General features: G+C 64.8%; 27 protein-coding genes and 1 pseudogene. 15 read left to right on the top strand and 13 right to left on the bottom strand.

Annotated features, from left to right (window positions below; all coding sequences use genetic code 11):
• Nucleotides 1–206 precede the first annotated feature (206 nt).
• From SCD90_RS15860 to xth, 3 genes are all read left to right on the top strand, one after another.
• Nucleotides 207–2,711, top strand: a complete 2,505-nt coding sequence (locus tag SCD90_RS15860; protein ID WP_319845692.1) for an FtsK/SpoIIIE family DNA translocase — start codon at nucleotides 207–209, stop codon at nucleotides 2,709–2,711.
• A 69-nt stretch (nucleotides 2,712–2,780) separates the two neighbouring features.
• Complete coding sequence (locus tag SCD90_RS15855; RefSeq protein WP_319845691.1) at nucleotides 2,781–3,614, top strand: outer-membrane lipoprotein carrier protein LolA; 834 nt, start codon at nucleotides 2,781–2,783, stop codon at nucleotides 3,612–3,614.
• A 248-nt stretch (nucleotides 3,615–3,862) separates the two neighbouring features.
• Nucleotides 3,863–4,663 (top strand): exodeoxyribonuclease III, encoded by an 801-nt coding sequence (gene xth, locus SCD90_RS15850; RefSeq protein WP_319845690.1) that lies wholly within the window; start codon nucleotides 3,863–3,865, stop codon nucleotides 4,661–4,663.
• Here the strand turns inward: xth and SCD90_RS15845 are convergent.
• The gene (locus tag SCD90_RS15845; protein WP_319845689.1) at nucleotides 4,660–5,106 is read right to left on the bottom strand and encodes a L,D-transpeptidase family protein; all 447 of its coding nucleotides are present in this window, start codon (nucleotides 5,104–5,106) and stop codon (nucleotides 4,660–4,662) included. The two genes, xth and SCD90_RS15845, sit on opposite strands and share 4 nt — an antisense overlap.
• 190 nt (nucleotides 5,107–5,296) lie before the next feature.
• Between SCD90_RS15845 and SCD90_RS15840 the strand changes: the two genes are divergently transcribed.
• Both SCD90_RS15840 and SCD90_RS15835 read left to right on the top strand, forming a co-directional pair.
• Entirely contained in the window at nucleotides 5,297–5,983 is a 687-nt protein-coding gene (locus SCD90_RS15840) for a response regulator transcription factor (protein WP_319845688.1), read from the top strand.
• 33 nt (nucleotides 5,984–6,016) lie between these two features.
• Nucleotides 6,017–6,481, top strand: coding sequence for a Crp/Fnr family transcriptional regulator (locus tag SCD90_RS15835; protein WP_319845687.1), 465 nt, complete (start codon nucleotides 6,017–6,019; stop codon nucleotides 6,479–6,481).
• Here the strand turns inward: SCD90_RS15835 and SCD90_RS15830 are convergent.
• Nucleotides 6,478–7,170 carry a YggS family pyridoxal phosphate-dependent enzyme gene (locus SCD90_RS15830; RefSeq protein ID WP_319845686.1) on the bottom strand — a complete coding sequence of 231 codons (693 nt, stop codon included), beginning with the start codon at nucleotides 7,168–7,170 and terminating at the stop codon, nucleotides 6,478–6,480. The two genes, SCD90_RS15835 and SCD90_RS15830, sit on opposite strands and share 4 nt — an antisense overlap.
• A gap of 133 nt (nucleotides 7,171–7,303) precedes the next feature.
• Here SCD90_RS15830 and leuS point away from each other — a divergent pair, with 133 nt between their 5' ends.
• Genes leuS through holA form a run of 3 tightly spaced genes read left to right on the top strand, consistent with a single transcriptional unit; the run spans nucleotide 7,304 to nucleotide 11,486 of the window.
• The gene (gene leuS, locus SCD90_RS15825; protein WP_319845685.1) at nucleotides 7,304–9,907 is read left to right on the top strand and encodes a leucine--tRNA ligase; all 2,604 of its coding nucleotides are present in this window, start codon (nucleotides 7,304–7,306) and stop codon (nucleotides 9,905–9,907) included.
• Nucleotides 9,894–10,448, top strand: a complete 555-nt coding sequence (gene lptE / locus SCD90_RS15820; RefSeq protein WP_319845684.1) for an LPS assembly lipoprotein LptE — start codon at nucleotides 9,894–9,896, stop codon at nucleotides 10,446–10,448. Before leuS ends, lptE begins: the two co-directional genes overlap by 14 nt.
• A gap of 6 nt (nucleotides 10,449–10,454) precedes the next feature.
• The gene (holA, locus tag SCD90_RS15815) at nucleotides 10,455–11,486 is read left to right on the top strand and encodes a DNA polymerase III subunit delta (RefSeq protein WP_319845683.1); all 1,032 of its coding nucleotides are present in this window, start codon (nucleotides 10,455–10,457) and stop codon (nucleotides 11,484–11,486) included.
• 151 nt (nucleotides 11,487–11,637) lie between these two features.
• Here the strand turns inward: holA and SCD90_RS15810 are convergent, their stop codons facing one another.
• The 9 genes and pseudogenes from SCD90_RS15810 to hemE form a co-directional block, all read right to left on the bottom strand.
• Complete coding sequence (locus SCD90_RS15810; protein WP_319845682.1) at nucleotides 11,638–12,507, bottom strand: ParB/RepB/Spo0J family partition protein; 870 nt, start codon at nucleotides 12,505–12,507, stop codon at nucleotides 11,638–11,640.
• Between the two features lie 17 nt (nucleotides 12,508–12,524).
• Entirely contained in the window at nucleotides 12,525–12,962 is a 438-nt protein-coding gene (locus SCD90_RS15805) for a ParA family protein (protein WP_319845681.1), read from the bottom strand.
• A gap of 23 nt (nucleotides 12,963–12,985) precedes the next feature.
• Nucleotides 12,986–13,432: pseudogene (locus SCD90_RS15800) on the bottom strand (ParA family protein); the annotation flags it as partial.
• A gap of 5 nt (nucleotides 13,433–13,437) precedes the next feature.
• A complete protein-coding gene (gene rsmG / locus SCD90_RS15795; protein ID WP_319845680.1) occupies nucleotides 13,438–14,079 on the bottom strand; it encodes a 16S rRNA (guanine(527)-N(7))-methyltransferase RsmG in 642 nt (213 codons plus the stop codon).
• The gene (gene mnmG / locus SCD90_RS15790) at nucleotides 14,076–15,941 is read right to left on the bottom strand and encodes a tRNA uridine-5-carboxymethylaminomethyl(34) synthesis enzyme MnmG (RefSeq protein ID WP_319845679.1); all 1,866 of its coding nucleotides are present in this window, start codon (nucleotides 15,939–15,941) and stop codon (nucleotides 14,076–14,078) included. The genes rsmG and mnmG overlap by 4 nt, the downstream gene beginning before the upstream one ends.
• Nucleotides 15,942–17,240 (bottom strand): tRNA uridine-5-carboxymethylaminomethyl(34) synthesis GTPase MnmE, encoded by a 1,299-nt coding sequence (gene mnmE, locus SCD90_RS15785; protein WP_319845678.1) that lies wholly within the window; start codon nucleotides 17,238–17,240, stop codon nucleotides 15,942–15,944.
• A 97-nt stretch (nucleotides 17,241–17,337) separates the two neighbouring features.
• Nucleotides 17,338–18,600, bottom strand: a complete 1,263-nt coding sequence (gene rho / locus SCD90_RS15780) for a transcription termination factor Rho (protein ID WP_319845677.1) — start codon at nucleotides 18,598–18,600, stop codon at nucleotides 17,338–17,340.
• A gap of 192 nt (nucleotides 18,601–18,792) precedes the next feature.
• On the bottom strand, nucleotides 18,793–19,224 hold the full coding sequence (hemJ, locus tag SCD90_RS15775) for a protoporphyrinogen oxidase HemJ (RefSeq protein WP_319845676.1): 432 nt from the start codon (nucleotides 19,222–19,224) through the stop codon (nucleotides 18,793–18,795).
• Nucleotides 19,224–20,285: a uroporphyrinogen decarboxylase gene (gene hemE / locus SCD90_RS15770; RefSeq protein ID WP_341849675.1), complete on the bottom strand. Its 1,062-nt coding sequence runs from the start codon at nucleotides 20,283–20,285 to the stop codon at nucleotides 19,224–19,226. Before hemE ends, hemJ begins: the two co-directional genes overlap by 1 nt.
• Before the next feature lie 276 nt (nucleotides 20,286–20,561).
• On the opposite strand from hemE, the gene SCD90_RS15765 reads away from it, so the two are divergent.
• The 4 genes from SCD90_RS15765 to dnaQ are packed head-to-tail and all read left to right on the top strand — an operon-like array spanning nucleotide 20,562 to nucleotide 23,363.
• The gene (locus tag SCD90_RS15765) at nucleotides 20,562–21,191 is read left to right on the top strand and encodes a Maf family protein (protein WP_319845674.1); all 630 of its coding nucleotides are present in this window, start codon (nucleotides 20,562–20,564) and stop codon (nucleotides 21,189–21,191) included.
• On the top strand, nucleotides 21,188–22,036 hold the full coding sequence (locus SCD90_RS15760) for a shikimate dehydrogenase (protein WP_319845673.1): 849 nt from the start codon (nucleotides 21,188–21,190) through the stop codon (nucleotides 22,034–22,036). Before SCD90_RS15765 ends, SCD90_RS15760 begins: the two co-directional genes overlap by 4 nt.
• Nucleotides 22,033–22,638 (top strand): dephospho-CoA kinase, encoded by a 606-nt coding sequence (coaE, locus tag SCD90_RS15755; protein ID WP_319845672.1) that lies wholly within the window; start codon nucleotides 22,033–22,035, stop codon nucleotides 22,636–22,638. Before SCD90_RS15760 ends, coaE begins: the two co-directional genes overlap by 4 nt.
• A gap of 14 nt (nucleotides 22,639–22,652) precedes the next feature.
• The gene (gene dnaQ / locus SCD90_RS15750) at nucleotides 22,653–23,363 is read left to right on the top strand and encodes a DNA polymerase III subunit epsilon (RefSeq protein ID WP_319845671.1); all 711 of its coding nucleotides are present in this window, start codon (nucleotides 22,653–22,655) and stop codon (nucleotides 23,361–23,363) included.
• On the opposite strand, the gene secB is transcribed toward dnaQ, so the two are convergent.
• The gene (gene secB, locus SCD90_RS15745) at nucleotides 23,364–23,855 is read right to left on the bottom strand and encodes a protein-export chaperone SecB (protein ID WP_319845670.1); all 492 of its coding nucleotides are present in this window, start codon (nucleotides 23,853–23,855) and stop codon (nucleotides 23,364–23,366) included.
• A gap of 190 nt (nucleotides 23,856–24,045) precedes the next feature.
• On the opposite strand from secB, the gene SCD90_RS15740 reads away from it, so the two are divergent.
• From SCD90_RS15740 to SCD90_RS15730, 3 genes are read left to right on the top strand one after another with little or no spacing between them, the layout of a single operon-like run.
• Nucleotides 24,046–24,750 carry a Tim44/TimA family putative adaptor protein gene (locus SCD90_RS15740; protein WP_319845669.1) on the top strand — a complete coding sequence of 235 codons (705 nt, stop codon included), beginning with the start codon at nucleotides 24,046–24,048 and terminating at the stop codon, nucleotides 24,748–24,750.
• Nucleotides 24,747–25,829: a murein transglycosylase A gene (mltA, locus tag SCD90_RS15735; RefSeq protein ID WP_319845668.1), complete on the top strand. Its 1,083-nt coding sequence runs from the start codon at nucleotides 24,747–24,749 to the stop codon at nucleotides 25,827–25,829. Before SCD90_RS15740 ends, mltA begins: the two co-directional genes overlap by 4 nt.
• Nucleotides 25,826–26,392 (top strand): Smr/MutS family protein, encoded by a 567-nt coding sequence (locus tag SCD90_RS15730; protein WP_319845667.1) that lies wholly within the window; start codon nucleotides 25,826–25,828, stop codon nucleotides 26,390–26,392. Before mltA ends, SCD90_RS15730 begins: the two co-directional genes overlap by 4 nt.
• Here the strand turns inward: SCD90_RS15730 and SCD90_RS16710 are convergent.
• Entirely contained in the window at nucleotides 26,389–26,475 is an 87-nt protein-coding gene (locus SCD90_RS16710; protein WP_482258158.1) for a small membrane protein YohP, read from the bottom strand. The two genes, SCD90_RS15730 and SCD90_RS16710, sit on opposite strands and share 4 nt — an antisense overlap.
• Between the last annotated feature and the right edge of the window lie 51 nt (nucleotides 26,476–26,526).

Genomic DNA, 26,526 nt, shown 5'->3' with positions numbered 1-26,526 from the left:
TTTCTCCTCCCAAACTCGACCCGGGCAGCCACGCTGCCCGGGTTTTTCTTTGCCTGCACGGCCGCAGATCGCGCTTTCCGCCGCGGAAGAGCCATCAGGGTTAAGCCCGCCTTTACCCTGTTGCCGCTAGTGTCACGACAGGTACGGTTCGGAGGGGTCCGGTGCGAGCGCTGGTTTATCGCGGCGGTGTACGGCGCAGGCGTGCGATGTCCGACGACATGCGCGACGCCCTTGGCAGGAGGGCCGTGGAATTCGGCGGCCTGGTTCTGGTGGCGCTGGCCGCCACAGCCGCGTTGGCCCTGGCGACATGGTCCGCAGCGGATCCGAGCCTCAACAATGCTTCCGACGCGCCGGTGAGCAACATGCTCGGCGCGACGGGCGCATTCATCGCCGACATCCTGATGCAGACCGTTGGACTTGGCTCCATCGCCTTTCTGCTGCCGATCGGCGCATGGGGCTGGAGGCTCGTCAGCCACCGGCCGCTGGAGCATGAGAAACTGCGGCTCGCCGCTTGGCTGGCAGCGGCCCTTGCGGCTTCCGGCTTTGCGTCCGCCTTTCCGGCAGGTGAATTCTGGCCCCTTCCGAGCGGCTTCGGCGGATTTGTGGGTGAGACGGTTCTCGGCCTGTTCGAGGGCCTGCTCGGGACAGGCTGGCTATCGGCCATGGCGCTGGGCGTCATCCTCCTGCCGGTTCTGGTCTTTGCGGCAGGTTTCGGCTTCAACGGCGCACGTCGGGAACAGCGTGCCGAGGACGAGGACGAAGATGCGGATCTCCTCGGGATGGACGAGGAAGAGGAACGCAGCTTCCTTCCGATCGGGCTTGTCGCGCATTACTGGTACACGCTGAAAGGCGCGCTGGAACGCCGCCGCCGCACCCTGTCGGTGGCCGAGCACCGCGAGGCGCCGCGCGCCGGACTTACCGATGTGCTGCGCCGCCTGGAGGAGGAAGACGACCAGCGGCAGCCGCCGCATGCCGGCCGCGCGCTTGATGTCTTCGAGCTTCCGGAAGCGGATGACGAGGACGAGCAGGACGTGTTCTTCGATCCGCCGCCGCGCAAGCCCGTGGCCGCACCGCCCGCTCGGATCGCAAAGGCCGCGCCAGCGGCTGCGCGTGCCGCTTCAGCGCCTCCCGCGCGAAAGCGTGATCTTGCGGCCGTCCCTACCGCCATGACAGCCATGCCCGGCCTCTACGAGATGCCGCCCATCGAATTGCTGGCACCGCCCAAGAAGTCGCCGGTCGGCGTCGTCAACAAGGAAGCGCTGCAGCACAATGCCCGCTTGCTGGAAGGCGTGCTGGAGGACTTCGGCGTCAAGGGCGAGATCATCGAGGTCAAGCCCGGCCCGGTCGTCACGCTGTACGAGCTGGAACCCGCGCCCGGCATCAAGTCGTCGCGTGTCATCGGCCTGGCCGACGATATTGCCCGCTCGATGAGCGCGGTGTCCGCCCGCGTCGCCGTGGTGCCCGGCCGCAATGTCATCGGCATCGAACTGCCGAACCAGCGCCGCGAGACCGTCTATTTCCGCGAGATGATCGCGTCCGAGGATTTCACGGAATCCAAGATGCGGCTGCCGCTGTGCCTCGGCAAGACGATCGGCGGCGAGCCCGTCATCGCCGAACTGGCCCGGATGCCGCATCTGCTGATCGCCGGCACCACCGGCTCGGGCAAGTCGGTCGCCATCAACACCATGATCCTGAGCCTGCTCTACCGGCTGAAGCCGGAGGAGTGCCGCCTCATCATGATCGACCCCAAGATGCTGGAACTGTCCGTGTATGACGGCATCCCGCATCTGCTGGCGCCGGTCGTCACAGACCCGAAGAAGGCGGTGATCGCCCTGAAATGGGCGGTGCGCGAGATGGAGCAGCGCTACCGCAAGATGTCCAAGGTGGGCGTCCGCAACATCGACGGCTTCAATGCCCGCGTCGACGAGGCCGCGCAGCGCGGCGAGGTGATCCAGCGCACGGTGCAGACCGGCTTCGACAAGCAGACCGGCGAGGCCATCTACGAAACCGAGGAGATGGATCTCTCGCGCCTGCCCTACATCGTCGTCATCGTCGACGAGATGGCCGACCTGATGATGGTCGCGGGCAAGGAAATCGAGGGCGCCATCCAGCGTCTCGCGCAGATGGCCCGCGCCGCCGGCATCCACATCATCATGGCCACGCAGCGCCCCTCGGTGGACGTCATCACCGGCACCATCAAGGCCAATTTCCCGACCCGCATCTCCTTCCAGGTCACGTCCAAGATCGACAGCCGCACCATCCTCGGCGAGCAGGGCGCCGAGCAGCTGCTTGGCCAGGGCGACATGCTCTACATGGCCGGCGGCGGGCGCATTGGCCGCGTCCACGGGCCCTTCTGCTCGGACGAAGAGGTGGAAAAGGTGGTCGCACATCTGAAGATGCAGGGCCAGCCGGATTACCTCGACGCCGTCACCGAGGCGGACGACGAGGAAGGCGGTGCCGGCGAGGACGGCGCTGTGTTCGACAAGGGCGGCATGGGCGAGCCCGGCGGCGAACTGTTCGACCAGGCCGTGCAGATCGTGCTCCGCGACAAGAAGTGCTCGACGAGCTACATTCAGCGCAGGTTGCAGATCGGCTACAACCGGGCCGCGTCCCTCGTGGAACGCATGGAGCGCGAGGGCATCGTCGGCCCGGCAAACCATGCCGGCAAACGCGAGATCCTGCTCGAGGCGGAACGTGTCGAGAACTACTAGGCCGCCGTCCCCATCATCATCCAAGTGTCGCCACACGGGCGGTCTAGAACACCGGCAAACGGATTGACCATGAACCTCCGCGCCATTCTTCGACTGTCCACCGGCACGGCCCTGTTGGTGGGTGTGGCCGTGCCCGCCATGGCACAGGGTATTCCGGTGCCGATGGCCCGGCCGGCAGCCTTCGCAGCTTCGACGTCGGTGACCTCCGTAGCCAGCCGCGGCCTTACGGCCGAGGCGCTTGTGGCTTCGCGCGGCGCGAGCAGCGGCGCCGTGATGGTGCCGGTCGCGAACACCGAGGCGCCCATGCAGTTGAACGCGCAGGCCGTGGCGGCGCCACGTGTCGCGGCTCCGGCCCAGGCACGTTCCGGCAATGCCGTCGCCAAGGTGAATACCTATTTCAACGGCATCCGCACCCTGGTCGGCAATTTCTCGCAGATCGCGCCGGACGGCTCGCGCACGCAGGGCAAGTTCTTCCTGTCCAAGCCGGGCAAGGCGCGATTCTACTATCAGGCTCCCTCGACGACCGACATCATCGCCGACGGCAAGTCGCTTGTGGTTCGTGACCGCAAGCTCGCGACGCAGGATGTCTATCCGCTCGGCCAGACGCCGCTGAAGTTCCTGCTCGATCCCAATCTGGACCTTGCCACGGACTCGAAAGTGGTCGGGGTTGCCGAGCAGGGCGGGCAGGTGAGCGTCGCCCTCGAGGAAAACTCCACGTTCGGCGGCAAGTCCCGCGTGCTCCTCGTGTTCGCGGAGGATGGCCCCAACGGCATGCAGCTCAAGCAGTGGACGATCACCGACCCGCAGGGCCTCGACACCACGGTGCTGGTTTCGGAACTCGACACCAATTCCAAACCGGACGACAAGTTGTTCAAGGTCGATTACACGCGCTACCACAAATAAGCGGGCCGCCGTCACGCCCTCGTGAATTGGGCGCTTCTTGCCGCCGCGCCGGCCCTCTCCCAGATGATGTGACAGGCAGGAGCCTGTTCCCCGTGGCGTCCCCGTCGTCATATGGCTCCTGCAACGCCGGCTAACCCTCCCGGCGTTAACGCGAAAAGCGTGAGCGCGCCCGGTCATCCCCCAGACCGGGCGCTGCTTTTTGCGGGTGCGCTATGGCGCAGTACCGCGCCGTGGCTTAAGCCGTCGCCATGCCCGTGAAGATCATCAGCTGGAACATCAATTCCGTACGTCTGCGTATCGAGCAGGTGATGCGCGTGCTCGACGAGGAGCAGCCGGATCTTCTCTGCCTTCAGGAAACGAAGTGCCTTGAGGCACAATTTCCGCAAAACCCCTTCAACGGCCGGGGCTACACCCATTCCGCGCTGACCTGCCAGAAGGGCTATCACGGCGTGGCCATTCTCTCGCGCCTGCCTTTCGCCTCCGTGGATCGCTTCCGCTTCGGCGGCAAGGAAGATGCCCGGCACATCGCCGTCACCATGGCGGAAGGCCCGGCCGAAGGTGTCACGCTGCATAACTTCTACGTGCCGGCGGGTGGCGACATCCCGGACCCTGAAGCGAACCCGAAATTCGCGCACAAGCTCGCCTATCTCGACGAGATCGGCACATGGACGGGCGGGCGCTCGCCGGAACGCGCCATCCTGGTCGGCGACCTCAACGTGGCGCCTCTGCCCGACGATGTCTGGAGCCACCGCCAGATGCTGGGTGTCGTCAGCCACACGCCGGCCGAGACCGAGCGCATGCTGTCGATCCAGAACCTCGGATGGGTGGACACCGTGCGTAAGCGGATGCCCGAGCCGGAGCGCGTCTTCACCTGGTGGAGCTATCGCTCACCGAACTGGGAGGCGTCGAACCGCGGGCGAAGGCTCGACCACATCTGGACGAGCCGCGATATCGAGGGCGCGGCAACAGATGTGCGCATCCGCAAGGATGTCCGGTCCTGGGAGCGTCCGTCGGACCACGTGCCTCTGGTCGCCAGCTTCAGCTTCTAAAGTCCGACGCGGAGACGGGTGTTCGGGCCGAGGCGCGGCAGCAGACGCAGCATGTCGCGCCGGCGCAGCGCCACGCAGCCTTCGGTCGGCAGGAAGCCCGGCCGGGCGATATGCATGAAGATGGCGCTTCCCCGACCCTTGATCGGCGGATCGTCGTTCCAGCCAAGCTCCACCACCACATCGTACAGCCCGTCCTCGCGCCACATCGCTTCGTGTGACACCGTGCATGGCGCGGTCACGGGCCTGTTGTAGCGGCGATCATCCGGGGCATCGCACCACAGGTCATCCGGCGCGGTCCTGACCATCGGCAGGCCTGTTCCCGGAAGCTTCAGCCGGTCGCCGCGCCACCAGACGCGGCGCAGAGGGAGCACGGCTCGCGGCGTCGCGCCATCGCCCTCGCGCTTGGCGGTGCGGATGCCGGAGCGTCCGAGGGCACACGGCATCGAAATCCCTTCGCCGAAAAGCCGGCCCTTGCGTCTGTCCAACGCGGAGGCTCGTACATAGATAGTCTGCAACGCATCGGACATCTGGTGCATCATCTCGAACATCATGGCGGTTGAACCACGGCGAACCGTGAATCTACTGCCCAACTGACCTTTCAAGGCCATCCGGCCAAAGATCAAGGAGACTGTCATGGCCTCTGTACGCAAGATCCTCGTCGTAGAGGACGACGAAGACCTGCGGCAAGCGGTGATCGAGCAACTGGCCGTGCACCCGGAGTTCGACGTGTCCATGGCGGCCACCGGTGACCAGGCCGTCTCGGCGATTCGGGCAGGCCATCTCGACCTCGTGTTGATGGATGTCGGCCTTCCCGATGCGGATGGCCGGGACGTGGTGCGCACCGTGCGCTCCGGCGGCTTCCAGGGGCCCATCATCATGCTGACGGGCCAGGATAGCGAGGACGACACCATCCAGGGGCTGGACGCCGGCGCCAACGACTACGTCACCAAGCCGTTCCGCTTTGCCGTGCTGCTCGCCCGCATCCGCGCCCAGTTGCGCAGCCACGAGGCCAGCGAGGATGTGGTGTTCGCGCTGGGTCCGTACACGTTCCGCCCGTCCACCAAGCTGCTGACGAGCGAAAAGGGCTCCAAGGTCCGCCTGACGGAGAAGGAGACTTCCATCCTGCGCTACCTCTACCGCGCCGGCGGCAAGGTCATCGGCCGCGATGAGCTCTTGCAGGAAGTCTGGGGATATAATGCGGAAGTGACGACCCACACGTTGGAAACGCATATTTACCGTTTGCGTCAGAAGATCGAGAAGGACCCGTCGAACGCGGTGCTGCTCGTCACGGAAGCCGGCGGATATAAGCTGGTTCCGTAGCGGAGAGGCCTCGGGGTACGGCCAGGGAGCCGAATGAGCCTTGAGGACACCCTTCGCGTACTAGAGCGTGCGCCGTTGTTTGCCGAGATCCGGCAGGACGCGCTGCGCCTTCTCGCCTTCTCGGCCGAGGAAGTGGCGCTTCGCGAGGGCGAGAGGCTGTTCCAGGGCGGCACGCCCGCCGAGGGCGCCTTCGTTGTGCTGGCCGGCGCTGTCCGGCTCGTCGTGTCCAGCCGCAAGAATGGGAGCGAACGCCGGGTCGGCCCCTCAACGCTGATCGGGGGGATGGCCCTGCTGATCCCCACGGAGCGTCCCTGTGACGCATTCGGTGCGGAACCGAGCAACCTGCTCAGCATTCCGCGCCCCCTGTTCCGGCGCATGCTGACGGAGTTTCCCGACATCGCAGCCCAGTTGCGGCACAAGCTGGTGGAGCGGATCGGCGGCGATCAAAGCGCACTGCTGGACGTGGCCGCGACCTTGCGCGGCTTGGACAAGGCCTAGCCCGCTTCCGCCGTTGGCAAAGGCGGCCTCGTCCCGAAGATGGCGCTGCCAACGCGCACATAGGTGGCGCCGAACATCACAGCGGCTTCGAAATCGCCGCTCATGCCCATAGACAGTTCCGGGAGAGCGTTGCGGCGGGCGATCTTTTCCAGCAGCGCGAAATGCGGCGAGGGGTTCTCGTCCGCCGGCGGGATGCACATCAGCCCCGCTATCGTGAGACCGTGCTCCTCGCGGCACAGCGCAAGGAAGGCATCCGCCTCTTCCGGCAGCACCCCCGCCTTCTGCGGCTCGGCGCCCGTGTTCACCTGCACGAACAGCTTCGGCGCGCGGCCCTGGCGCTCCATCTCGGCGGCCAGCGCCTCCGCAATCCTGGGCCGGTCAACGGTGTGGATGGCATCGAACAGGGCCACGGCCTCGCGCGCCTTGTTGGACTGCAAGGGTCCGATGAGGTGAAGCTCCACGTCCGGGTAGCGCTCCCGCAAAGCTGGCCACTTGGCTGCGGCCTCCTGCACACGGTTCTCGCCGAAGCAGCGTTCGCCGGCTTCGAGCACCTCCGCAATCACCTCCGCGGGGAACGTCTTGGAGACGGCGATCAGGCGTACATCGCCCGCTTCGCGGCCGGCCTTGAGGCATGCAGTGCCCAGCGCGGCTCGCACCGATTGCAGCCGCTCGCCCACGCCATCATCCATGACCGTCCTCCACTTCATGTTCATCGGCCACGCCCCGAACGGGCGCCATTGACCCGCCAAGGGCAAAAGGCCAATTTCCGGCAGCACTTCGCGGCGGCCGCCGCTCCACACATTCATGAATGGCACAAAGCATATGACGACGGAGCGCTACAACGCCCGCGAAGCCGAGATCAAATGGCAGGGCGAATGGGACGCGCGCGGCGTGTTCAACACCGACACCTCCGATCCCCGGCCCAAATACTACGTGCTCGAGATGTTCCCCTATCCTTCGGGGCGCATCCATATGGGCCATGTGCGCAACTATACGATGGGCGATGTGGTGGCCCGCGTGAAGCGCGCCAAGGGCTTTAACGTTCTGCACCCGATGGGCTGGGACGCCTTCGGCCTGCCGGCCGAAAACGCCGCGATGCAGAACAACGTGCATCCCGCCGAATGGACCTACGCCAATATCGCGTCCATGCGCGGGCAGTTGCAGAGCATGGGCCTGTCGATCGACTGGTCGCGCGAGATCGCAACCTGCGACCCGTCCTATTACCGGCACCAGCAGCGCCTGTTCCTGGAGTTCCTGAAGGTCGGCCTTGTCGACCGCAAGCAGTCGCGCGTGAACTGGGACCCCGTCGACAACACCGTTCTCGCCAACGAGCAGGTGGTGGACGGCAAGGGCTGGCGCTCCGGCGCGCCCGTCGAGGTGCGCGAGCTGACGCAATGGTTCCTGCGCATCACCGACTTCAGCGAGGACCTGCTGGAAGGCCTGGATACGCTGGACCGCTGGCCGGAAAAGGTGCGCCTGATGCAGCGCAACTGGATCGGCAAGAGCAAGGGGCTGTCCTTTGAATTCACGCTGAACGGAGCGCCGGAAGGCTTCGACAATCTACCTGTCTATACAACTAGACCTGACACCATGATGGGGCCGACTTTCGCGGCCATCGCGGCGGATCATCCGCTGGCGAAGCGCCTTGAAGAGGACAATCCGGAGATCGCCGCGTTCAATGCGCGCTGCCGGGTGCTCGGCACCTCCGAGGAAGCCGTCGAGACAGCCGAGAAGCTGGGCTTCGACACCGGCATCACCGTCACGCATCCTGCCGACGCCACGCTGCACCTGCCGCTGTGGATCGCCAATTTCGTGCTGATGGACTACGGCACGGGCGCCGTCATCGGGTGCCCGGCGCACGACCAGCGCGACCTCGATTTTGCCCGCAAATACGGGCTCTCTGTTATCGATGTCTTCAAGCCGCTCGACAGCGACGAGAGCGTGGGCGACACGGCCTTCGTGCCGCCCAAGACCGAGACGGTGCGCTACGTGCAATGGCACGGAGAGCCCGGCACGGTGCAGACATGCCAAGAGGCCATGGACCGCACGCTCGCCCTCTACGAGGAGCGCGGTTGGGGACAGGCCGAGGTGCAGTACCGCCTGCGCGACTGGGGCATTTCGCGGCAGCGCTATTGGGGCTGCCCGATCCCGATCATCCACTGCGAAAGCTGCGGCGCGGTGCCGGTGCCGAACGACCAGCTTCCGGTGACGTTGCCGACGGACATCACCTTCGACCGTCCGGGCAATCCGCTGGACCACCATCCGACATGGAAGCACGTCGCCTGCCCCTCATGCGGCGGCAAGGGACGGCGCGAGACCGACACCATGGACACCTTCGTGGATTCGTCCTGGTACTTCGCGCGCTTCACGGACCCGAAGGCCGATGAGCCGGTGGTGCCGCTGACGGTGGATCGCTGGCTGCCGGTAGACCAGTATATCGGCGGCATCGAGCACGCGATCCTGCACCTGCTCTACTCGCGCTTCTTCACCCGCGCCATGGTCGAAGCTGGCTATACCGGCGTGCAGGAGCCGTTCGCGGGCCTGTTCACGCAGGGCATGGTGGTCCACGAGACCTACAAGGATGCCTCGGGCCAGTGGCTCTCTCCGGCTGAAGTGCAGATCGTGGAGAATGACGGCGAACGCGCCGCCTTCACCGCCGATGGCACGGTGGTGGAGATCGGCGGCATCGAGAAGATGTCGAAGTCCAAGAAGAACACCGTGGACCCGACCGACATCATCGAGACCTATGGCGCCGACACTGCGCGCTGGTTCGTGCTGTCCGACAGCCCGCCGGAGCGCGACGTGATCTGGACGGAATCCGGTGTCGAAGGCGCGGGCCGCTTTGTGCAACGCTTGTGGCGCCTTGTCGGCGAGGCGGCGGCGATCAGCGCTCCCGCCACGGCTCCAGAAGCCTTCAGCGCAGAGGCAAAGAAGCTGCGGCAGGCCACGCACAGGACGTTGGCCGCGGTCACGGACGACGTGGAGCGGCTGCGCTTTAACCGCTGCGTCGCCCACGTCTACGACTTCGCCAACACGCTGGGTGGTGCTCTGCAGACGGTGCGCGCCACGCCGGCCGAGGACATGGCGTTCGCCGTCCGCGAGGCCGCAGGGATCCTCGTTCAGATCGTGGCACCTATGATGCCGCACCTCGCCGAGGAGTGCTGGCAGGCTCTTGGCGGGCAGGGCCTCGTCGCAGAGGCGGAATGGCCGCACGCCGACCAGTCGCTTGTGGTGGCCGATGTGGTGACCCTTGCCGTGCAGGTGAACGGCAAGCGCCGCGACGAGATTGAAGTGCCGGTCTCGGCCACGCCAGCGGAGATCGAGGCTGCCGTGATGAAACTCGATTCCATCGCGCGCGCGATTGGTGATATGCCGGTGCGCAAGGTCATCGTGGTGCCGCAGAGGATCGTCAATGTCGTTGTCTAGCGGTCGGGTACGCTCTTCCCTGAAGGTGGCCGTGGTGCTCGGTGCCGCGCTGGCGCTCGGCGGCTGCTTCCAGCCCATGTATGCCGGTGGCACCATGTCCGGCGTGCTCTCTCCGGCAAATGCCGGTCCCGCCGGTGCGAATCTTGCCGCCATCGACATTCTGCCCATGGAAGGCCGGGTCGGACAGCAGATCCGCAATCAGCTGATCTTCGTTCTGACGGGCGGCACCACCGCTCCGGCGCCTCGCTTCCGCCTGGATGTGAAAACCTCCGTGGTCGCCGCGCAGACGGCGGTCGTCGATCCCTACACCGATCGTCCGGAGGTCGAGACTGCGGGTGTCGATGCCTCCTTCACTCTCGTCCAGGTGGGCAGCGGCGCCCCCGTATTTGCTGGCAAGGCCTTTGGCCGTGCGACCTACACCCGCACACGCCAGCGGTTCGCCAGCGAGCGTGCCCGCCGAGATGCCGAAGACCGTGCCGCCCGCATCGTGGCCGAGCAGATCCGCGCGCAGCTGCAGGGCCATTTCGCTAGGGGCTCTTAGCCCCGCATGGTCGCGGTCAAGGCGGGCGGGGTCGATGCCTTCCTCGCCAAGCCGCCATCCGGTCTGGTCTGTGCGTTGTTCTACGGGCCCGATGCGGGGCTTGTAAGCGAACGCGCGGCCCTCTTCATCAAGACGGCCGTACCTGGATTGGACGAGGGCTTCGGCCTTATCCGCCTTGAGGGGGATGATCTCGCATCCGATCCATCCCGGCTGCTGGACGAGGCCCACGCCATCTCCATGTTCGGTGGCGCGCGCGTGCTTCGCGTCAAAGGGGGCAGCCGCGCCTTCCATGCCGCCATCGACGGTCTGCTCGGCGGACCGCCACCGGAGGCCCTGACCGTCGTGGAGGCGGGGGATCTCCGGAAAGGCGCGCCGCTCCGTGCCTTGTGCGAGCGAAGCCCGAAGGCCGCGGCTATTCCCTGCTTTGCCGATAACGATGCCGCCATCGGGCGCCTGATAGATGCAGCCTTTTCGGCAGCCGGCGTCCAGATCGACCGCGACGCACGCAGCCTGCTTCTCGGCTCGCTTGGGGCCGACAGGCTGGCCACGCGGGGCGAGATCGACAAGCTGCTGCTTTACGCGCACGGAGCCCCACGCCTTACCGTCTCCGATATCGAAGCCCTCATGTCCGACACATCGGCGACAGCGGCGGACGATCTGGTGGACGCGGCATTCGCAGGTGATGTCGGAACCCTTGACGAGGGTCTGACCAAGCTGGCGCTCGTTGGCACGTCGCCCTCCCAGATCCTCGGGGCTGCGTTACGCCACCTTCTTCAACTGCATCGCCTCCGCTGCGCGGTCGAAGCGGGAGCCGCGCCCGGCGCGGTGCTCGATCGCGAATGGCCTCAGCTGCATTTTCGCAGAAGGCCGCTGGTTGAGCGTGCGCTGACGGGCTGGAACCTTGAGCGACTTACACGACTGCTCGGCCATGTGTCCTCCGGCATTCTGGAAGCGCGGCGCGGCGGATCGTTCGGTGAAGTCCTGGCCCGCCGGATCATGCTCGAAATCGGATCGGCCGCGCGCAGCATGAGGCGCTGACGGAAAGGAGTTCGCGGAAAAGTTGCGCTGCTGGAGGCCCCCTCAGCGGCAGAACGGGAATGCCCGCCTACGATTCCTCTCCGGGCGGCAAACGCGCCCTGACGGCGCTCCGGATCGATTTAAGGGCTGCCAACGAGTTTTCGCCGGCTCGCTAACCCTTCAATCGCCGGCAAAGCTCATCCAGCTGGTCCAGGGACGCGTAGCGGATCTGGATCTGGCCGCGTTCGCCCTTGTGGTCGATGATGACGTCCATTCCGAGAAGATCCGACAACTGCTTCTCGAGGGCAGCCGTATCCGCGTCCTTGCCGACCGCTGCCTTCCGCCCTCGCAGGCTGGATGTCGCACCCTGCGCCATCGCCTCGGCGTCGCGAACCGTCAGTCCCTCGTCGACGATGCGCCGCGCTGCGGAGGACGGATCATCCAGACCCAGCAATGCGCGCGCATGGCCGGCGCTCAGCGCTCCCTGCCGGACCTTCTCGCGCACGTCTTCGGGCAGCTTCATCAGCCGCATCGTATTCGCGATGTGGCTGCGGCTCTTGCCGATGATCTTCGCCAGGTCGTTCTGCGTGTAGCCATGAGAGGCGACAAGCGACTCGTAGCCCGCCGCTTCCTCGATCGCGTTGAGGTCGGCGCGTTGCACGTTCTCGATGATCGCCAGTTCGAGCGCCTCGCGATCGGAGACTTCGAGGACGACAATGGGCACTTCGTGGAGCCCGGCACGCTGCGCCGCGCGCCAGCGCCGCTCGCCCGCGATGATCTCAAAGGAGCCCTGCTGGCCGGGTGCGGAACGCACGAGAATGGGCTGCACCACCCCTTTCTCGCGGACCGAGTTCACGAGATCTTCGAGTTCCGCTTCCGTAAAGGCCTTGCGCGGATTGCGTGGGTTGGCTCGCAGGAACTCGACTGGCGCACGCCGTTGCCCGTTGCGCGGACGCTCGGACAGGCGCTCATCCTCACCGACATCCCCGATAAGCGCCGCCAGGCCGCGCCCCAGTCGGGGCCGGATCACATCCTCAGCCATCTCTGTCTTCCCCGATATCAGGCGGCGCGGAGCGCACGTTCACGCTGGATGATCTCGGAAGCGAGCTTCAGGTAGGCCTGGCTTCCCGTGCAGTTCAGGTCGTACAGCAGCACCGGCTTGCCGTGCGAAGGTGCCTCAGAGACGCGCACATTTCGAGGAATGACCGTCTCGAACACCTTGTCACCCATGAAGGCACGCACATCCGCCACGACCTGCCCGGACAGGTTATTCCGGGCGTCGAACATCGTCAGCACGATGCCCTGGATCTGCAGCGCGGGGTTCAGTGTGGTGCGCACCTGATCCACGGTGCGGAGAAGCTGCGAGAGCCCTTCCAGGGCAAAGAACTCGCACTGCAGCGGCACCAGGATGGATTGGGNGCGGGGTTCAGTGTGGTGCGCACCTGATCCACGGTGCGGAGAAGCTGCGAGAGCCCTTCCAGGGCAAAGAACTCGCACTGCAGCGGCACCAGGATGGATTGGGCCGCGGCAAGCGAGTTGATCGTCAGCAGATTGAAGCTGGGCGGGCAGTCGACGAGAACATAGGTGTAGGGCTGCTCGCTCTGAAGCGCCTTCAGGGCGTCGCGCAGCCGGTAGGCGCGGTGGCGGTCCGAAGCGATCTCCATCTCCACCCCGAGCAGATCCATCGTGGATGGAGCGACATCGAGCTGCGGCACGGCTGTCGGAAGGATGACCTCCCGCATGCTCGCATCGCCCACCATCACATCGTAGGTCGATCGCTTGCGGCTCTTGCGGTCGATGCCGAGCCCGGTCGACGCATTACCCTGCGGATCGAGGTCGACGATAAGCACCCGCTCGCCGATCGCGGCCAAAGCCGTGCCTAGGTTTATGGCAGTGGTGGTCTTGCCGACGCCACCCTTCTGGTTTGCGACGGCGAGAATGCGAACAGGCTTGGCCATGTCAGCCATTTACGTTAACCGCCCGATTGTTGAACAGGTCGTGGGGACAAGCTCGATACCACAACCACGCGTGCGTGCGGATCGCTGATGCTCGGCATCAACCCCGCCTCGATGTTCCAGTATTCACGTGCCGCGGTCAATTCAGCTTCCGCATCGCGGCCCTTCGGAAACACGCCCTTTGCACCGTTTTCGAGGATCGGTGCGGCCAGCGACAGCAGCTTGGGGAGCGGAGCGAGTGCGCGCGCGCTCACGACATCAATCTGCGCGGGAAGATCGCCATAGCAGGCTTCGATCCGCATGCTGTGAATGCGCACCGTAACGCCCATAGCGCGCGCCGCCTCCCTGAGGAAGGCGCATTTGCGCTGGTCGCTTTCCACCAGATGGACATCGGCGCTGTCCAGCGCGGCAGCGATCAACAGTCCGGGAAAGCCGGCTCCGGAACCGAGGTCTACCCAGGCCTTTGCGGTTGGTGCCGCCTGAACGAGTTGAAGCGAATCCACGACATGGCGTGTCCACGCATCGGAGAGAGTGCTGGCAGAGACCAGATTGATGCGCGGCTGCCATTTCAGGAGGATCTGGATCAGGCGATCTGCCCTGTCCCATGTTTCACGTGAAACCTCCGGAAGGAGGAGTTCCGCATGGCTACGGGCGTTCATGCCGCGGATCGCCGCTTGCTATGGGCGAGGATCAAGGTCAGCGCGGCAGGCGTCATGCCTTCGATGCGTCCTGCCTGGCCCAGTGTCCGCGGTCGGATGAGCGCCAGCTTCTGCTGAAGTTCGCCGGAAAGGCCGGGGACCGCCCGGTAGTCTAGAGTATCCGGGATCTCGCGCGCCTCTTCTCGCCTGAAGCCCTCCACATCCGCAGCCTGCCTGTCGAGATAGACCGCGTAGGTGGCTTCGATCTCGAGCTGGTCCGCTATGCGATCGTCCACCCCGTTCAATTCCGGCCAGACCCGACGCAGATCACCCACGCCGATCTCTGGACGGGCGAGAAGTTCGTAAGCCGAACGCTTGATGCCATCCTTGTTGATCTGGATGCCATGAACCTCGGCAGCACTTGGCGAGAGGGTCAGGGAGAGAGCCAAGTCCCTGGCATGGCCAAGTGCTTCCCTCTTGCATGCCCAGTGTTTGGACCGTTCTTCAGCAACACAGCCGAGCGCCACGCCCTTGTCCGTGAGGCGCTGGTCCGCATTGTCGGCACGTAGCGCGAGGCGGAACTCGGCGCGGGAGGTGAACATCCGATACGGCTCCGATACGCCCCGCGTGACCAGATCATCCACCATCACACCAAGATAGGCGTCAGCCCTGTCGATCACCGCACCGTCCTGGCCCGAAGACCGACGCGCGGCATTGATCCCGGCCAGAAGCCCCTGCGCCGCTGCCTCTTCGTAGCCGGTCGTGCCGTTGATCTGTCCGGCCAGGAACAGACCCCGGATTCGCTTGGTTTCGAGCGTAGGTTCGAGTTCTCGAGGATCTACGAAATCGTACTCGATGGCGTAGCCCGGACGCAGGATCCGAACCTCTTCCAGGCCTGGGATCGTGTGCAGGAGCGCAAGCTGAACGTCCTCCGGAAGGGAGGTGGAAATCCCGTTTGGATAGATTGTCGGATCATCAAGACCCTCGGGCTCCAGGAAGATCTGGTGGCTGTCGCGGTCGTTGAAGCGAACCACCTTGTCCTCGATGGACGGGCAGTAGCGCGGGCCGCGGCTGGCGATCTGCCCGGAATACATGGGAGCCCGATGCAGGTTGGCCTGAATGATCGCGTGCGTTGCCGATGTGGTCCGGGTGATGTGGCAATCGACCTGAGGGTTGGGGAGCCTTTCCGTCAGGGTGGAGAACGGCTCCGCCACATCATCGCCGGGCTGAACCTCCAAACCGCCGAACGCGATGGTGCGCCCGTCGAGCCGGGGCGGAGTGCCCGTCTTCAGGCGCCCGACCGCAAAGCCGGCATCCCGGATCCGAGCTGCGAGTGGCACCGATGGATTATCTCCGGCCCTGCCTGCAGGCCATGTCCGTTCGCCAAGATGGATCATGGCATCAAGGAAGGTACCGGTCGTGATCACCACGGCAGCGGACGGGATCTCGCACCCGCCCGCTAGCTTGACGCCGGCGGCCTGAATGCCCTGCATGATGAGGTCGGTCACCTCACCTTCCAAAACGGAGAGACCCTCCTGTGACGCCAGGGCCTTTTGCATGGCGGCGGCGTAGAGCTTGCGATCTGCTTGGGCCCGGGGCCCTCGCACAGCTGCACCTTTGCGGCGGTTCAGGACGCGGAACTGGATACCGCCCGCGTCAGCAACCCTGCCCATCAAGCCATCAAGAGCATCTATCTCACGAACCAGGTGCCCCTTGCCGAGCCCGCCGATCGCGGGGTTGCAGGACATCGCACCGATGTTCGTCGACTTCTGGGTAACCAGCAGTGTGCGCGCGCCCATCCGCGCAGCCGCCGCAGCAGCTTCGCAGCCAGCGTGGCCGCCGCCGACCACAATGACGTCGAAAGGGTGTTTCACATGAAACATCTACTTTCCGATACAGAACTGACCGAAGATCTTATCCAGCACATCTTCTACGTCGACGCGGCCGGAAATGCGACCGAGCGCACGAGCGGCGAGCCGCAGATTTTCAGCCATGAGTTCCGGTTCAACCAGATCAATGGCGGCCTCAAGATACCCGGTGGCATCCCGCAGTGCGTCGCGATGCCGGGCTCTGGTAATCAGCGCCGACTCGGCACCGACCAACAACTTCTTGGCCCATGCTTCCATAGCTCCAAGCAGGTCCGGGATACCATGGCCGGACACAGCCGAAATGACGAAACCCGCCGCAGCGTCCGGCCCAAGGAGATCCGCCTTGGTATGCACTTGCCAAACGGTGGTCCCGCCTAGATCGGGCGGGCCGATCGCCGCGTCGTCCGAGAGCCACAGAACAAGATCCGCCTTCTCGGCGCGCAATCTTGCGCGCCTGATGGCCTCTCGTTCCACCGGATCCGACGTCTCGCGGAAGCCCGCTGTATCGACCAGCACAGCGGGATAGCCCCCCAGGTCCAGCATCACCTCGATCATGTCCCGGGTGGTGCCCGCATGCGGCGTGGCGAGCGCAACATCTCGTCCGGCCACGGCATTGATAAAGGTCGATTTGCCCGCATTTGGAGGGCCGGCGACGATGATAGTCGCACCATCGCGAAGCCGCTCCCCGTCGGGGGCCGCAAGAACAAGGTTCATCTCCCTGAGCAAGGCACGGCTGTCGGACGCAGCCCGGTCGATCAAGCCCGTGCCGATGTCCTCCTCTTCGGAGAAGTCGATCGCAGCTTCAACCAGCGCCAGCGCATCGATGAGCATTGCGCGCCAATGATCGGCCTTGCGGCCGATGCCGCCTCCAAGGCCCTGCAACGCCTGCCGCCGTTGTGCACCAGTTTCCGAGTCGAGAAGGTCGGCAAGTGCCTCGGCTTCCGAAAGGTCCATCTTGCCGGCCTCGACGGCGCGACGCACAAATTCCCCCGCTTCGGCTGGCCGCAGGCCGCTCATGCTCGCTAGGACGCCGATCACCCCCTTAAGGATCGCTCGGCCACCATGGAGGTGGAACTCAACCACGTCCTGTCCGGTGAAGGAGTTCGGGCGCGGAAAATAGATGACCAGGCCACGGTCGAGCACCTCGCCCGAGAATTCCCGCAAGGTCCGGAGGGTGGCAACACGGGGCGGAGGGCACTGCCCGGCCAGCTGAACGGCCGCCTCGGAGGCGAGCCTTCCTGACACGCGCACGACTGCTACACCCGCTCGCCCGGGAGCCGTCGAGAGCGCAAAGATGGTGTCGTCCGTCATCATCGTGTCCACGGCCGCGCAGCGTTTCACGTGAAACAAAGAAGAAGGGCCCGCGACATGTCCGCGAGCCCTCGGGCAGTTCCCAAGCCTTCAAGGACCGTCAGGTGTTCATCGAATCGAAGAACTCGGAGTTGGTCTTTGTCTGGCGCATCTTGTCGTTCAGGAACTCGATGGCATCCACCGTGCCCATCGGGTTCAGGATACGGCGCAGGACATACATCTTCTTGAGAATGTCGGGCGCGACCAGGAGCTCTTCCTTCCGGGTGCCGGAGCGTGTGATGTCCATCGCCGGGAAGACCCGCTTGTCCGAGACCTTGCGGTCGAGAATGATCTCGGAATTGCCGGTGCCCTTGAACTCCTCGAAGATCACTTCGTCCATGCGGCTGCCGGTGTCGATCAGCGCAGTCGCAATGATGGTCAGCGAGCCGCCTTCCTCAATGTTCCGCGCAGCGCCGAAGAAGCGCTTCGGGCGCTGCAAGGCATTGGCGTCAACACCGCCGGTCAGCACCTTGCCCGACGAGGGAACGACCGTGTTGTAAGCGCGGCCGAGGCGGGTGATCGAATCCAGCAGGATGACGACGTCACGGCCATGCTCGACCAGGCGCTTGGCTTTCTCGATGACCATCTCCGCCACCTGCACGTGACGCACCGCCGGCTCATCGAAGGTCGAGGATACAACCTCGCCCTTCACCGTGCGCTGCATGTCCGTGACCTCTTCCGGCCGCTCGTCGATGAGCAGGACGATGAGGTAGCATTCCGGGTGATTGTTGGTGATGGACCGCGCAATGTTCTGCAGCAGCATGGTCTTGCCGGTGCGCGGCGGGGCGACGATGAGGCCGCGCTGACCCTTGCCGATCGGCGAAACGATGTCGATCACGCGAGCCGACTGGTCCTTGATCGTCGGATCCTCCACCTCGAGCTTCAGGCGCTCGGATGGATAAAGCGGCGTCAGATTGTCGAAATGAACCTTGTGACGCGCCTTCTCGGGATCCTCGAAGTTGAGCGTGTTGACCTTCAGGAGGGCGAAATAGCGCTCGCCTTCCTTGGGGCTGCGAATATGGCCTTCAACCGTATCGCCGGTGCGCAGCGAAAAGCGGCGGATCTGCGAGGGTGAGACATAGATGTCGTCCGGACCCGGAAGGTAATTCGCATCCCAGGACCTGAGGAAGCCGAAGCCATCCGGCAAGACCTCGACCACGCCGCCGCCAATGATCTCATGCTCGCGCGCTGCATGCTGCTTGAGGATGGCGAACAGCAATTCCTGCTTCCGCAGCGTCGAGGCGTTCTCGATCTCGAATTCGTCGGCAAGCGCCAGCAATTCCTGCGGCGACTTCTTTTTCAGGTCCTGAAGCCTGATCTCCATCGGAGAACTTTCAGCAATGATGGCCGCCAGAGGCGACAGGAGGGGAGGGGCGCAGGCAGGGACCAGCGGGACCGCTGATGCCCGGTTCTTGGACCAGAAGGCCTCAGAAACGCTTGATAGCATCCACCTGCGAAAGGAGATGAGACACAAATACGGATTCGTTGAGGAACCCGCAAGTGGCGTTTTCGTGATCTAGAACGGCTTCACCACGACCAAGACCACGATGATGATGAGGCCGACCGTCGGGACCTCGTTCAGGATCCGGTAGAAGCCGGCCTTCCGCGTGTTGCTGTCGGCCGCGAAGGTGCGGGTCGAGCGCGCCAGGAAGCCGTGATAGCCGGACAGGATGAGGGCGAAGAGCAGCTTTGCGTGCATCCAGCCTTCGCTGAACGCGCCGCTCATCACGGCGAGCGTGATCCCGAGGATCCAGGTCAAGGCCATCGCGGGTGTTGCGATCGCCTTCAGCAGGCGGCGCTCCATGACCTTGAAGGTCTCCGAGGCTTCCGATCCGGCAGCCACACCTGTGTGGTAAACGAAGAGGCGGGGCAAATAGAGCATGGCCGCCATCCACGCCGTCATGGCGACGATGTGGAATGCCTTCACCCAAGGATAGAACTCGGCCATCAGACGTCTCCCCGGACGCGCGCCACGAGCCGCTCCACATGGGCAATCGGCGTCTCCTGCCGAATGCCATGTCCCAGATTGAAGATGTGCGGCCGATTCGCGAATGAGGAAAGCACGTGATCGATCGAACGGTCGAGCGCATCACCTCCGGCAACCAGCGTAATTGGATCCAGATTGCCCTGAACCACGCGATCCGCGCCGATGATGCGGTCGAGGCCCGCCGCACTTTCAGCCGTGTCGATGCCAAGTGCGACATCGGGCAAGGCTGCAGCGAACGCGCCCAGCTTCGAACCCGCCGCCCGCGGAAACGCAATGATCGGCACTCTCGGGAACTCCGCACTCAGGCGTTCCACGATCCGGGCCACGGGACGGATACACCAGCGTTCGAAATCCAGCGGCGCCAGTTCACCGCCCCAGCTGTCGAAGATCTGCACGGCATCGACGCCGGCTCTGATCTGTCCGGCGAGATGCGCAACCGAGGCATCCACGAGCCGATCCATGAGTTGGCCGAAGCCGTCGGGATCCCGCGCCGCCCAAAGCCGTGCGTCGGCATGGTCCTTCGAACCTCCACCGGCAACCACATAGGTCGCGACGGTCCACGGCGCGCCGACGAAGCCGATGAGCGTCGTGGAGGGCGGCAACTCGCCCCGGATCAGCCGGATCGCCTCGTAGACCGCGCCGACCTTTGCAGGGTCGAGATCACCCGCCAGCTTGGAGAGCTCATTCGTCGAGCGAACGGTTTCCATCCGCGGGCCTTCACCTTCGAGGAAATCGAGGCCAAGTCCCAGCGCGTGCGGGATGATCAGGATATCGGAGAACAGGATCGCCGCATCGAAGCCGAACCTGCGGATTGGCTGGAGAGTCACCTCTGCCGCCAGATCGGGCGTGTAGCAGAGGTCGAGGAAGGAGCCGGCCTTGGAGCGAAGAGCACGGTATTCGGGGAGGTAGCGTCCCGCCTGTCTCATCATCCAGAGCGGGGGCCGTTCGAGGCGCTGTCCGCCGAGCACCTGGAGGATCGGCTTCCCCGGTCCAGCGCGGTCACTTAACGGAACATTTACCAATGGTTTTCTTCTTTTAGTTGTTTGTTAGGGGGCTCTTTAGCGGTGTTCCGAACCGCCCACAAGCAACCCACAGGCCGCCCCGGCATCCGCCGGGCGTCATCTCCCGATGACAAATGCCTTGTCATCCACACAGTTCACAGAAAGCCTGCGCACCACGTCCACCGCATCACGGGTGTTGATAGATATTGTGGGAAACCACAGAGTGGCGGCAGATCGGCCGTCTTCGCCGAACTGTCCACATGGTCCGGCCCTACCTGTTAACAAAGTGTTAATTTCTTGAGCGACCTCGCCCACCCTCTCTGGATCGATCCGTGGCCGCTCGTCCTGGCTTCGGCCAGTGCATCGCGTGCCTCGATGCTGCGCGCCGCCGGCATTCCTATCCTGTGCAAGCCCGCCAGCATCGACGAGCGTGCAGTGGAACAGGATCTGAAAGCCTCGGGGGCAAGCACAGAAACCATGGCGCTGGAACTCGCGTCTGCGAAGGCCGTGCATGTCAGTGCCACGCTTCCGGGGCAGCCGGTCATCGGCGCCGACCAGATGCTGGCGGCAGGGAACGAGCTGTTCCACAAGCCCGAGAGCCTGGACATGGCCCGCCGGCAATTGCTGAAGCTGCGCGACCGGGAACACCGGTTGATCTCCGCCGCCGTCCTTGTTGTCGACGGCAAGGTGGTGGAGCGCGTCGTGGATGACGCCAGGCTCGAGATGCGCCCCTTCAGCGAGGAATTCCTCGACCGCTACATCGCGGTGGCGGGCGACGCGATCCGCACCAGTGTCGGTGGATACCAGCTCGAAGGCGCCGGCGTGCATCTGTTCTCGCGGATCGAAGGCAACCACTTCACCATCCTGGGGCTGCCTCTCCTGCCCATGCTCGAATGCCTCCGTCGGCGCGGGATGATCCTTGGATGACCGACGCACCACGTGCCTGCGTCATCGGCTGGCCCATCGCCCACTCTCGTTCGCCGATGATCCATGGCTATTGGCTGGCGCAGCACGGCATCGCCGGCAGCTACGGGAAAACAGCCGTTCATCCCGACGATCTGGGGGCCTTCATGCAACGGGTCCGCTCCGGGGAGTTTCGGGGATGCAACGTCACCGTGCCTCACAAGGAGGCGGTGATGTCCCATCTCGATGAGATCACCGAGACCGCCCGGGCTATCGGCGCGGTCAACACGGTGTGGCGTGATGACGATGGCCGGCTGGTCGGCGACAACACGGATGCCAGGGGCTTCCTGTCCAATCTGGATGAGCTGGTGCCCGGCTGGGACAAGGCGCCCCTGCGCGCGGTCGTTCTTGGTGCGGGCGGTGCTGCACGTGCGCTGGCCTACGGGCTCGCCGGACGCGGTGCGGAACGTATCACGCTGTTGAACCGCTCGCTGGATCGCGCCATCGCGCTTGCTGGCGATATCGGCGGGGTTGTGCAGGCAAGGCCGCTGGATGAAGCGGGTCCGGCGATGGCCGATGCCACCCTCCTCGCGAATGCCACCAGCCTCGGCATGACAGGCAAGGACCCGCTCGACCTCGACCTCGATGCCCTGCCGCTGGACGCCGTCGTCAGCGACATCGTCTATGTGCCTCTCGAAACCGATCTTCTCCGGCAGGCTGCGATGCGCGGGCACCGGACCGCGGAAGGCTTGGGCATGCTCCTGCATCAGGCCGTGCCGGGCTTCGAGCGATGGTTCGGGACAAGGCCCGCAGTGGACCCCAGGCTGCGATCGCTGGTGGAAGCCGACATCCGGTCGGCCCTGCCATGATCGTGCTTGGCCTGACCGGGTCCATCGGCATGGGCAAGTCCACCGTGTCCGCCATGTTCCGGGCCGAAGGTGTCCCGGTGTTCGAGGCGGATGCCGCCGTCCATGAGCTTTACTCAGGTGCAGCGGCGCCCTTGATCGAGGAGGCGTTCCCTGGAACGGTCCGCGACGGAGTGGTGGACCGGAAAGCCTTGTCGCGGGCCGTGTTCGGCAAAACAGACGCATTGCGCAGGCTGGAAGCCATAGTTCATCCGCTCGTCCGTGAGGCGGAAGCGCGGTTCATCGCAAAGGCACAGGTCGATGGCCACGCTTTGGCGGTGCTCGACATTCCGCTCCTGCTGGAGGGCGTCGATGCCGACCGGTGCGATGTGGTGGCCGTCGTTTCGGCTCCCGCCGATGTGCAGCGGGCGCGGGTACTGGCACGTCACGGCATGACGGCGGAGACGTTCGAAGCGATCCTTGCGCGGCAGATGCCCGATGAAGAGAAGCGCGCGAAAGCCGACATCGTCATCGACACAGGCACATCGCTCGAGGACACGCGCAAAGCTGTGCAGGAGATCATCGGGCAATTCAGCGCCACGCCCGACAATGCTAAGGAAGGCTGAGGAGGCGGCATCCAGTGCGCGCGATCATCTTCGACACCGAGACGACCGGACTTGAGTGCCACAAGGGCGACCGCGTGGTGGAGATCGGCTGCATCGAGATCCTGAACATGATCCCGACGGGGCAGGTCTACCACGTCTACATCAACCCGGAACGCGACATGCCGGAGGATGCGTTTCGCGTTCACGGACTGTCGACGGAGTTCCTGGCCGGGCACAAATGCTTCCACGAGATCGTGGACGAGTTCCTGGCCTTTGTCGGCGACGATTCGAAGCTGATTGCCCACAACGCGACCTTCGACTTCGGCTTCCTGAACGCGGAACTTGGCCGTTGCGGCAAGCCGCCGCTGTCGCTGGACCGGATGATCGACACGCTCGCGCTTGCCCGTCGCAAACACGGCTTCGCGTCCAATCGGCTGGACGATCTCTGCACGCGTTACGGCATCAACAATTCGCACCGCACGAAGCATGGAGCGCTGCTCGACGCCGAATTGCTGGCCGAGGTTTATGCGGAACTGATGGGCGGCCGGCAGGCTGTTCTCGGACTGGCTGTCGATGCGCGTCGTATGACGGGTGGGCAGGCGGAAGCGATCCGTGCCCGCCCCGTGCCGCTTGCACCGCGGCTCGATTCTGAGGATCTGGCAGCCCACGCGGCCTTTGTCGCCACCATGGGCGACAAGGCCTTGTGGAGCGCCTATGCGGAGCCTGTCAGCAACGCCGCCGAATGATCAGCTGAGAACCGCGCCTTCGGGAATGGACGCAGCCGCCTGCTCACTCAAACGCTGGCGGTAGAGCGCTGCGAAATCGATCGGATCCAGCATCAGCGGCGGGAAACCACCGTTGCGGACCGCATCGGCGATGATCTGCCGCACGAAGGGAAACAGCAGGCGCGGGCATTCGATCAGGACGATCGGCATCCGGCTTTCCGCGGGCACACCCTCGATGCGGAACACGCCGGCATACACCACGTCGAAGCGGAACACCGTGTCGGCACCCTCGCCGGCCTGGCCGTCGATCTTCACCTCGACTTCGACATCCGTTTCGGACATGCCCCGCGCATTGACGTTCACATTCACCTGAATGTTCGGGTTCTGACCGCCGGCTCGCAGCGAGCGTGGAGCTGCCGGATTCTCGAACGAGAAATCCTTCACGTACTGAGCAAGAACCGCGAGCGATGGAACTGCCGTCGCTGCTTCCCCGGGTGCGCCGTTGGTCGCCATTGTGATGTCCTGTCTCGGTGCTTGGCTGGTGGGGCGCAGCTAACACGGGCTCCCGGCACCGGGCAAGCACGGGTGGACGGCTCCGCACGGCCCGTGCTCTAAGATGTGAGGCTCTGGACAGGATGAGCACTGGCCGTCGACCGGCCGGTGCTTATATCCATCCGGCAATGCCGCGCCCCGTTCTAGGTCAGTGAGCGAAGTGTTCGACATCTATACCGTAATATTCCTGGTCCTGGCGGTCTTCATCATTCTGCGTCTGAGATCGGTTCTTGGAACCCGGACCGGAAACGAGCGGCCGCCTGAACGCGCTGCACGGCGCGACGCCCCGCCCGAGACAAGCGCCAACGAAAACGTGGTGCGCCTGCCCACCGCCGGAAGCGAGATCCCTCCTGAACCGGTGGTGGATCCCTCCAAGCGCTGGAAGGGCGTCGTCCCTGAGGGCTCGCCTGTCGAGGCGGGACTCGATGAGATCAAGGCACGTGACCCTTCCTTCGACGGCCTGTCCTTCGTGGAAGGTGCCCGTGCCGCCTACGAGATGATCGTCACTTCGTTCGCGAAGGGCGATACCAGGCAGCTGAAAATGCTGCTGGCCAAGGATGTCTACGAAAGCTTTGCCGCTGCCATCGCCGACCGTGAACGGCGCGGCGAGGTGATGGACAGCAATTTCGTCTCCGTGGGCAAGCCGGAGATCCAGGAAGCGGAGTTGGCCGGCAACATGGCGCAGATCGCAGTGCGGTTCGTGTCGCAATTGATTACCGCGACGCGCGACAAGAGCGGCGCCGTGATCGACGGCAATGCCGAGACCGTCACCGAGGTGGTCGATCACTGGACGTTTGCACGTGATGTCACCTCGCGCGATCCGAACTGGAAGCTGGTCCGGACCGAGGCCGCGTGAGGCAAGGACGGGGGCATGGCGCATCTGCGCTTGCAGGTGCCGTCTTCCTTCTCCTGACGATGCTGGTCGGAGCCGTGGCGCAGGAGGTGCGTGGGGCCCGTCTCGAACCGCTCGGCTTCTCCGACCTCGCGGATTGGCGAACCGAGGATTTCCGCAGGCCTTTTGCAGCTTTCCTCGCCAGTTGCGGAAAGCCCGACCGCACGAGGAGTGCCGCAACGGCATCTGCACTGGCCCTGTCCTGCACAGAAGCCCGGCGTCTGGTGAACCCCACAAGCGCGCAGGCGCGAGCTTTCTTCGAAGCCCGGTTCACGCCCCACAGGGTTGCTCCCACCACGGGGAACGCCTTTTTCACCGGCTATTTCGAACCCGAATTCGAAGGTGCGCGGCGACCGGATGCGCAGCATTCCGCGCCCCTTCTTTCGATGCCGAAGCGGATGCCGAGCCCTGCTCCGGACCGCGCAGCAATAGAAGATGGAGCTCTGAAGGGGCTTGCCACCGCCCTGGTTTGGCTGGATCCCGTCGACGCATTCCTGGTGCACATCCAGGGTTCGGCGCGCATCCGCCTCGATGACGGATCGGGGATGTGGGTGGCCTTTGCGGGACGAAACGGGCTCCCCTACACCGCCATCGGCAAGGTTCTGGTGGATCGTGGCGCGCTGACGCTCGATCAGGTCAGCATGCAGACCATACGTGCCTGGCTTTCGGCAAACCGGAGCGAAGCGGCGTCAGTCCTGAGGCAGAACCGCTCCTACATCTTCTTCAGGCGCGATGATCGCACGGCCGGCGGACCGGTCGGCGCGGCGGGTGTTCCGCTCGTGCCAGAACACAGCCTTGCGGTGGACCGCAGCGCCTGGACTCTTGGTCTTCCCGTCTGGGTGTCCACCGATATGCCACAGGCGGGCGGCGGTGAGAGGCCGTTCCGGCGGCTGACGATCGCGCAGGACACGGGAGCCGCCATCAAGGGCGCGGCTCGCGCGGATATCTTCACGGGCACGGGCGAGGCAGCCGGCGCGGTGGCCGGCCTGCTGAAGCATTCGGGCGACTTCGTGGTCTTGTTGCCGAAAGGCGCCAAGCCATGAAGCGCCGACGCGATCTCACCGGAGAGGAGCGCGAACTTTGGGACGTGGTGGTGAAATCCGTCACGCCGTTGCGGCACCGCAAGTTCAAGCGGCCGGAACAGACGCCCGTGCTTGCGGCCGAACCGACCCCACCTTCGGAGAAGCCGAAGGGAAAGGTGGGGATCCAGCCGGCGCCTAAGCCCCTGCCCTCCAAACCGCCGGTACGGCCACTCGCACCGATCGAACCGAAGATCGCCCGCAATCTGCGGCGTGGCGGCGAAGTCGATGCGCGGATCGATCTGCACGGGCTGCGGCAGGATGAGGCTCACGCGCGGCTGCGCAGCTTCATCCACGGCGCGCAGGCACGCGGCGCTCGCGTTGTGCTGGTCATCACCGGGAAGGGCGCCCCTGCCGGGGATCGCCCCCTGTTCGACGAACGTGGCGTTCTGCGCCGCCACGTCCCATCCTGGCTTTCGGAGCCGGGCATGCGCGATGTCGTGCTCGGCTTCTCGGAAGCGTCGCCCGCCCACGGCGGAGCGGGCGCTCTTTATGTGCGCATCCGCCGGACGCGCGGAACCGCTTAGAAGATCAGCTTCAGGACGCCGGTAATCACGAGAAGGCCGACGATGAAGATGAACACGATGACGCCGAGCAAGATCTTGAGCATGGAAGCCTTCCCTTTACGTAAAGGCTAGACGCGCCAGCCCGGCGTCATGTT

The sequence above is a fragment of the Terrihabitans rhizophilus genome, from assembly GCF_033898525.1.
Lineage (GTDB): Bacteria > Pseudomonadota > Alphaproteobacteria > Rhizobiales > Methylopilaceae > Flaviflagellibacter > Flaviflagellibacter rhizophilus.
The sequence above is the reverse complement of the archived record's forward strand: the minus strand, read 5'-3'. Positions and strand labels throughout refer to the sequence as shown.

Coding starts and splice junctions, on each gene's coding strand:
- SCD90_RS15860 (WP_319845692.1), top strand. CDS start 207: ATGTCCGACGACATGCGCGACGCCCTTGGCAGGAGGGCCGTGGAATTC.
- SCD90_RS16710 (WP_482258158.1), bottom strand. CDS start 26,475: ATGCTCAAGATCTTGCTCGGCGTCATCGTGTTCATCTTCATCGTCGGC.
- mnmE (WP_319845678.1), bottom strand. CDS start 17,240: ATGATGACGGACGACACCATCTTTGCGCTCTCGACGGCTCCCGGGCGA.
- lptE (WP_319845684.1), top strand. CDS start 9,894: ATGTCGTTGTCTAGCGGTCGGGTACGCTCTTCCCTGAAGGTGGCCGTG.
- rsmG (WP_319845680.1), bottom strand. CDS start 14,079: ATGAACGCCCGTAGCCATGCGGAACTCCTCCTTCCGGAGGTTTCACGT.
- SCD90_RS15760 (WP_319845673.1), top strand. CDS start 21,188: ATGACCGACGCACCACGTGCCTGCGTCATCGGCTGGCCCATCGCCCAC.
- xth (WP_319845690.1), top strand. CDS start 3,863: ATGCCCGTGAAGATCATCAGCTGGAACATCAATTCCGTACGTCTGCGT.
- hemJ (WP_319845676.1), bottom strand. CDS start 19,224: ATGGCCGAGTTCTATCCTTGGGTGAAGGCATTCCACATCGTCGCCATG.
- SCD90_RS15855 (WP_319845691.1), top strand. CDS start 2,781: ATGAACCTCCGCGCCATTCTTCGACTGTCCACCGGCACGGCCCTGTTG.
- leuS (WP_319845685.1), top strand. CDS start 7,304: ATGACGACGGAGCGCTACAACGCCCGCGAAGCCGAGATCAAATGGCAG.
- coaE (WP_319845672.1), top strand. CDS start 22,033: ATGATCGTGCTTGGCCTGACCGGGTCCATCGGCATGGGCAAGTCCACC.
- SCD90_RS15845 (WP_319845689.1), bottom strand. CDS start 5,106: ATGCCGTGTGCCCTCGGACGCTCCGGCATCCGCACCGCCAAGCGCGAG.
- SCD90_RS15830 (WP_319845686.1), bottom strand. CDS start 7,170: ATGGATGATGGCGTGGGCGAGCGGCTGCAATCGGTGCGAGCCGCGCTG.
- secB (WP_319845670.1), bottom strand. CDS start 23,855: ATGGCGACCAACGGCGCACCCGGGGAAGCAGCGACGGCAGTTCCATCG.
- rho (WP_319845677.1), bottom strand. CDS start 18,600: ATGGAGATCAGGCTTCAGGACCTGAAAAAGAAGTCGCCGCAGGAATTG.
- holA (WP_319845683.1), top strand. CDS start 10,455: ATGGTCGCGGTCAAGGCGGGCGGGGTCGATGCCTTCCTCGCCAAGCCG.
- SCD90_RS15730 (WP_319845667.1), top strand. CDS start 25,826: ATGAAGCGCCGACGCGATCTCACCGGAGAGGAGCGCGAACTTTGGGAC.
- SCD90_RS15835 (WP_319845687.1), top strand. CDS start 6,017: ATGAGCCTTGAGGACACCCTTCGCGTACTAGAGCGTGCGCCGTTGTTT.
- SCD90_RS15840 (WP_319845688.1), top strand. CDS start 5,297: ATGGCCTCTGTACGCAAGATCCTCGTCGTAGAGGACGACGAAGACCTG.
- SCD90_RS15810 (WP_319845682.1), bottom strand. CDS start 12,507: ATGGCTGAGGATGTGATCCGGCCCCGACTGGGGCGCGGCCTGGCGGCG.
- mnmG (WP_319845679.1), bottom strand. CDS start 15,941: ATGTTTCATGTGAAACACCCTTTCGACGTCATTGTGGTCGGCGGCGGC.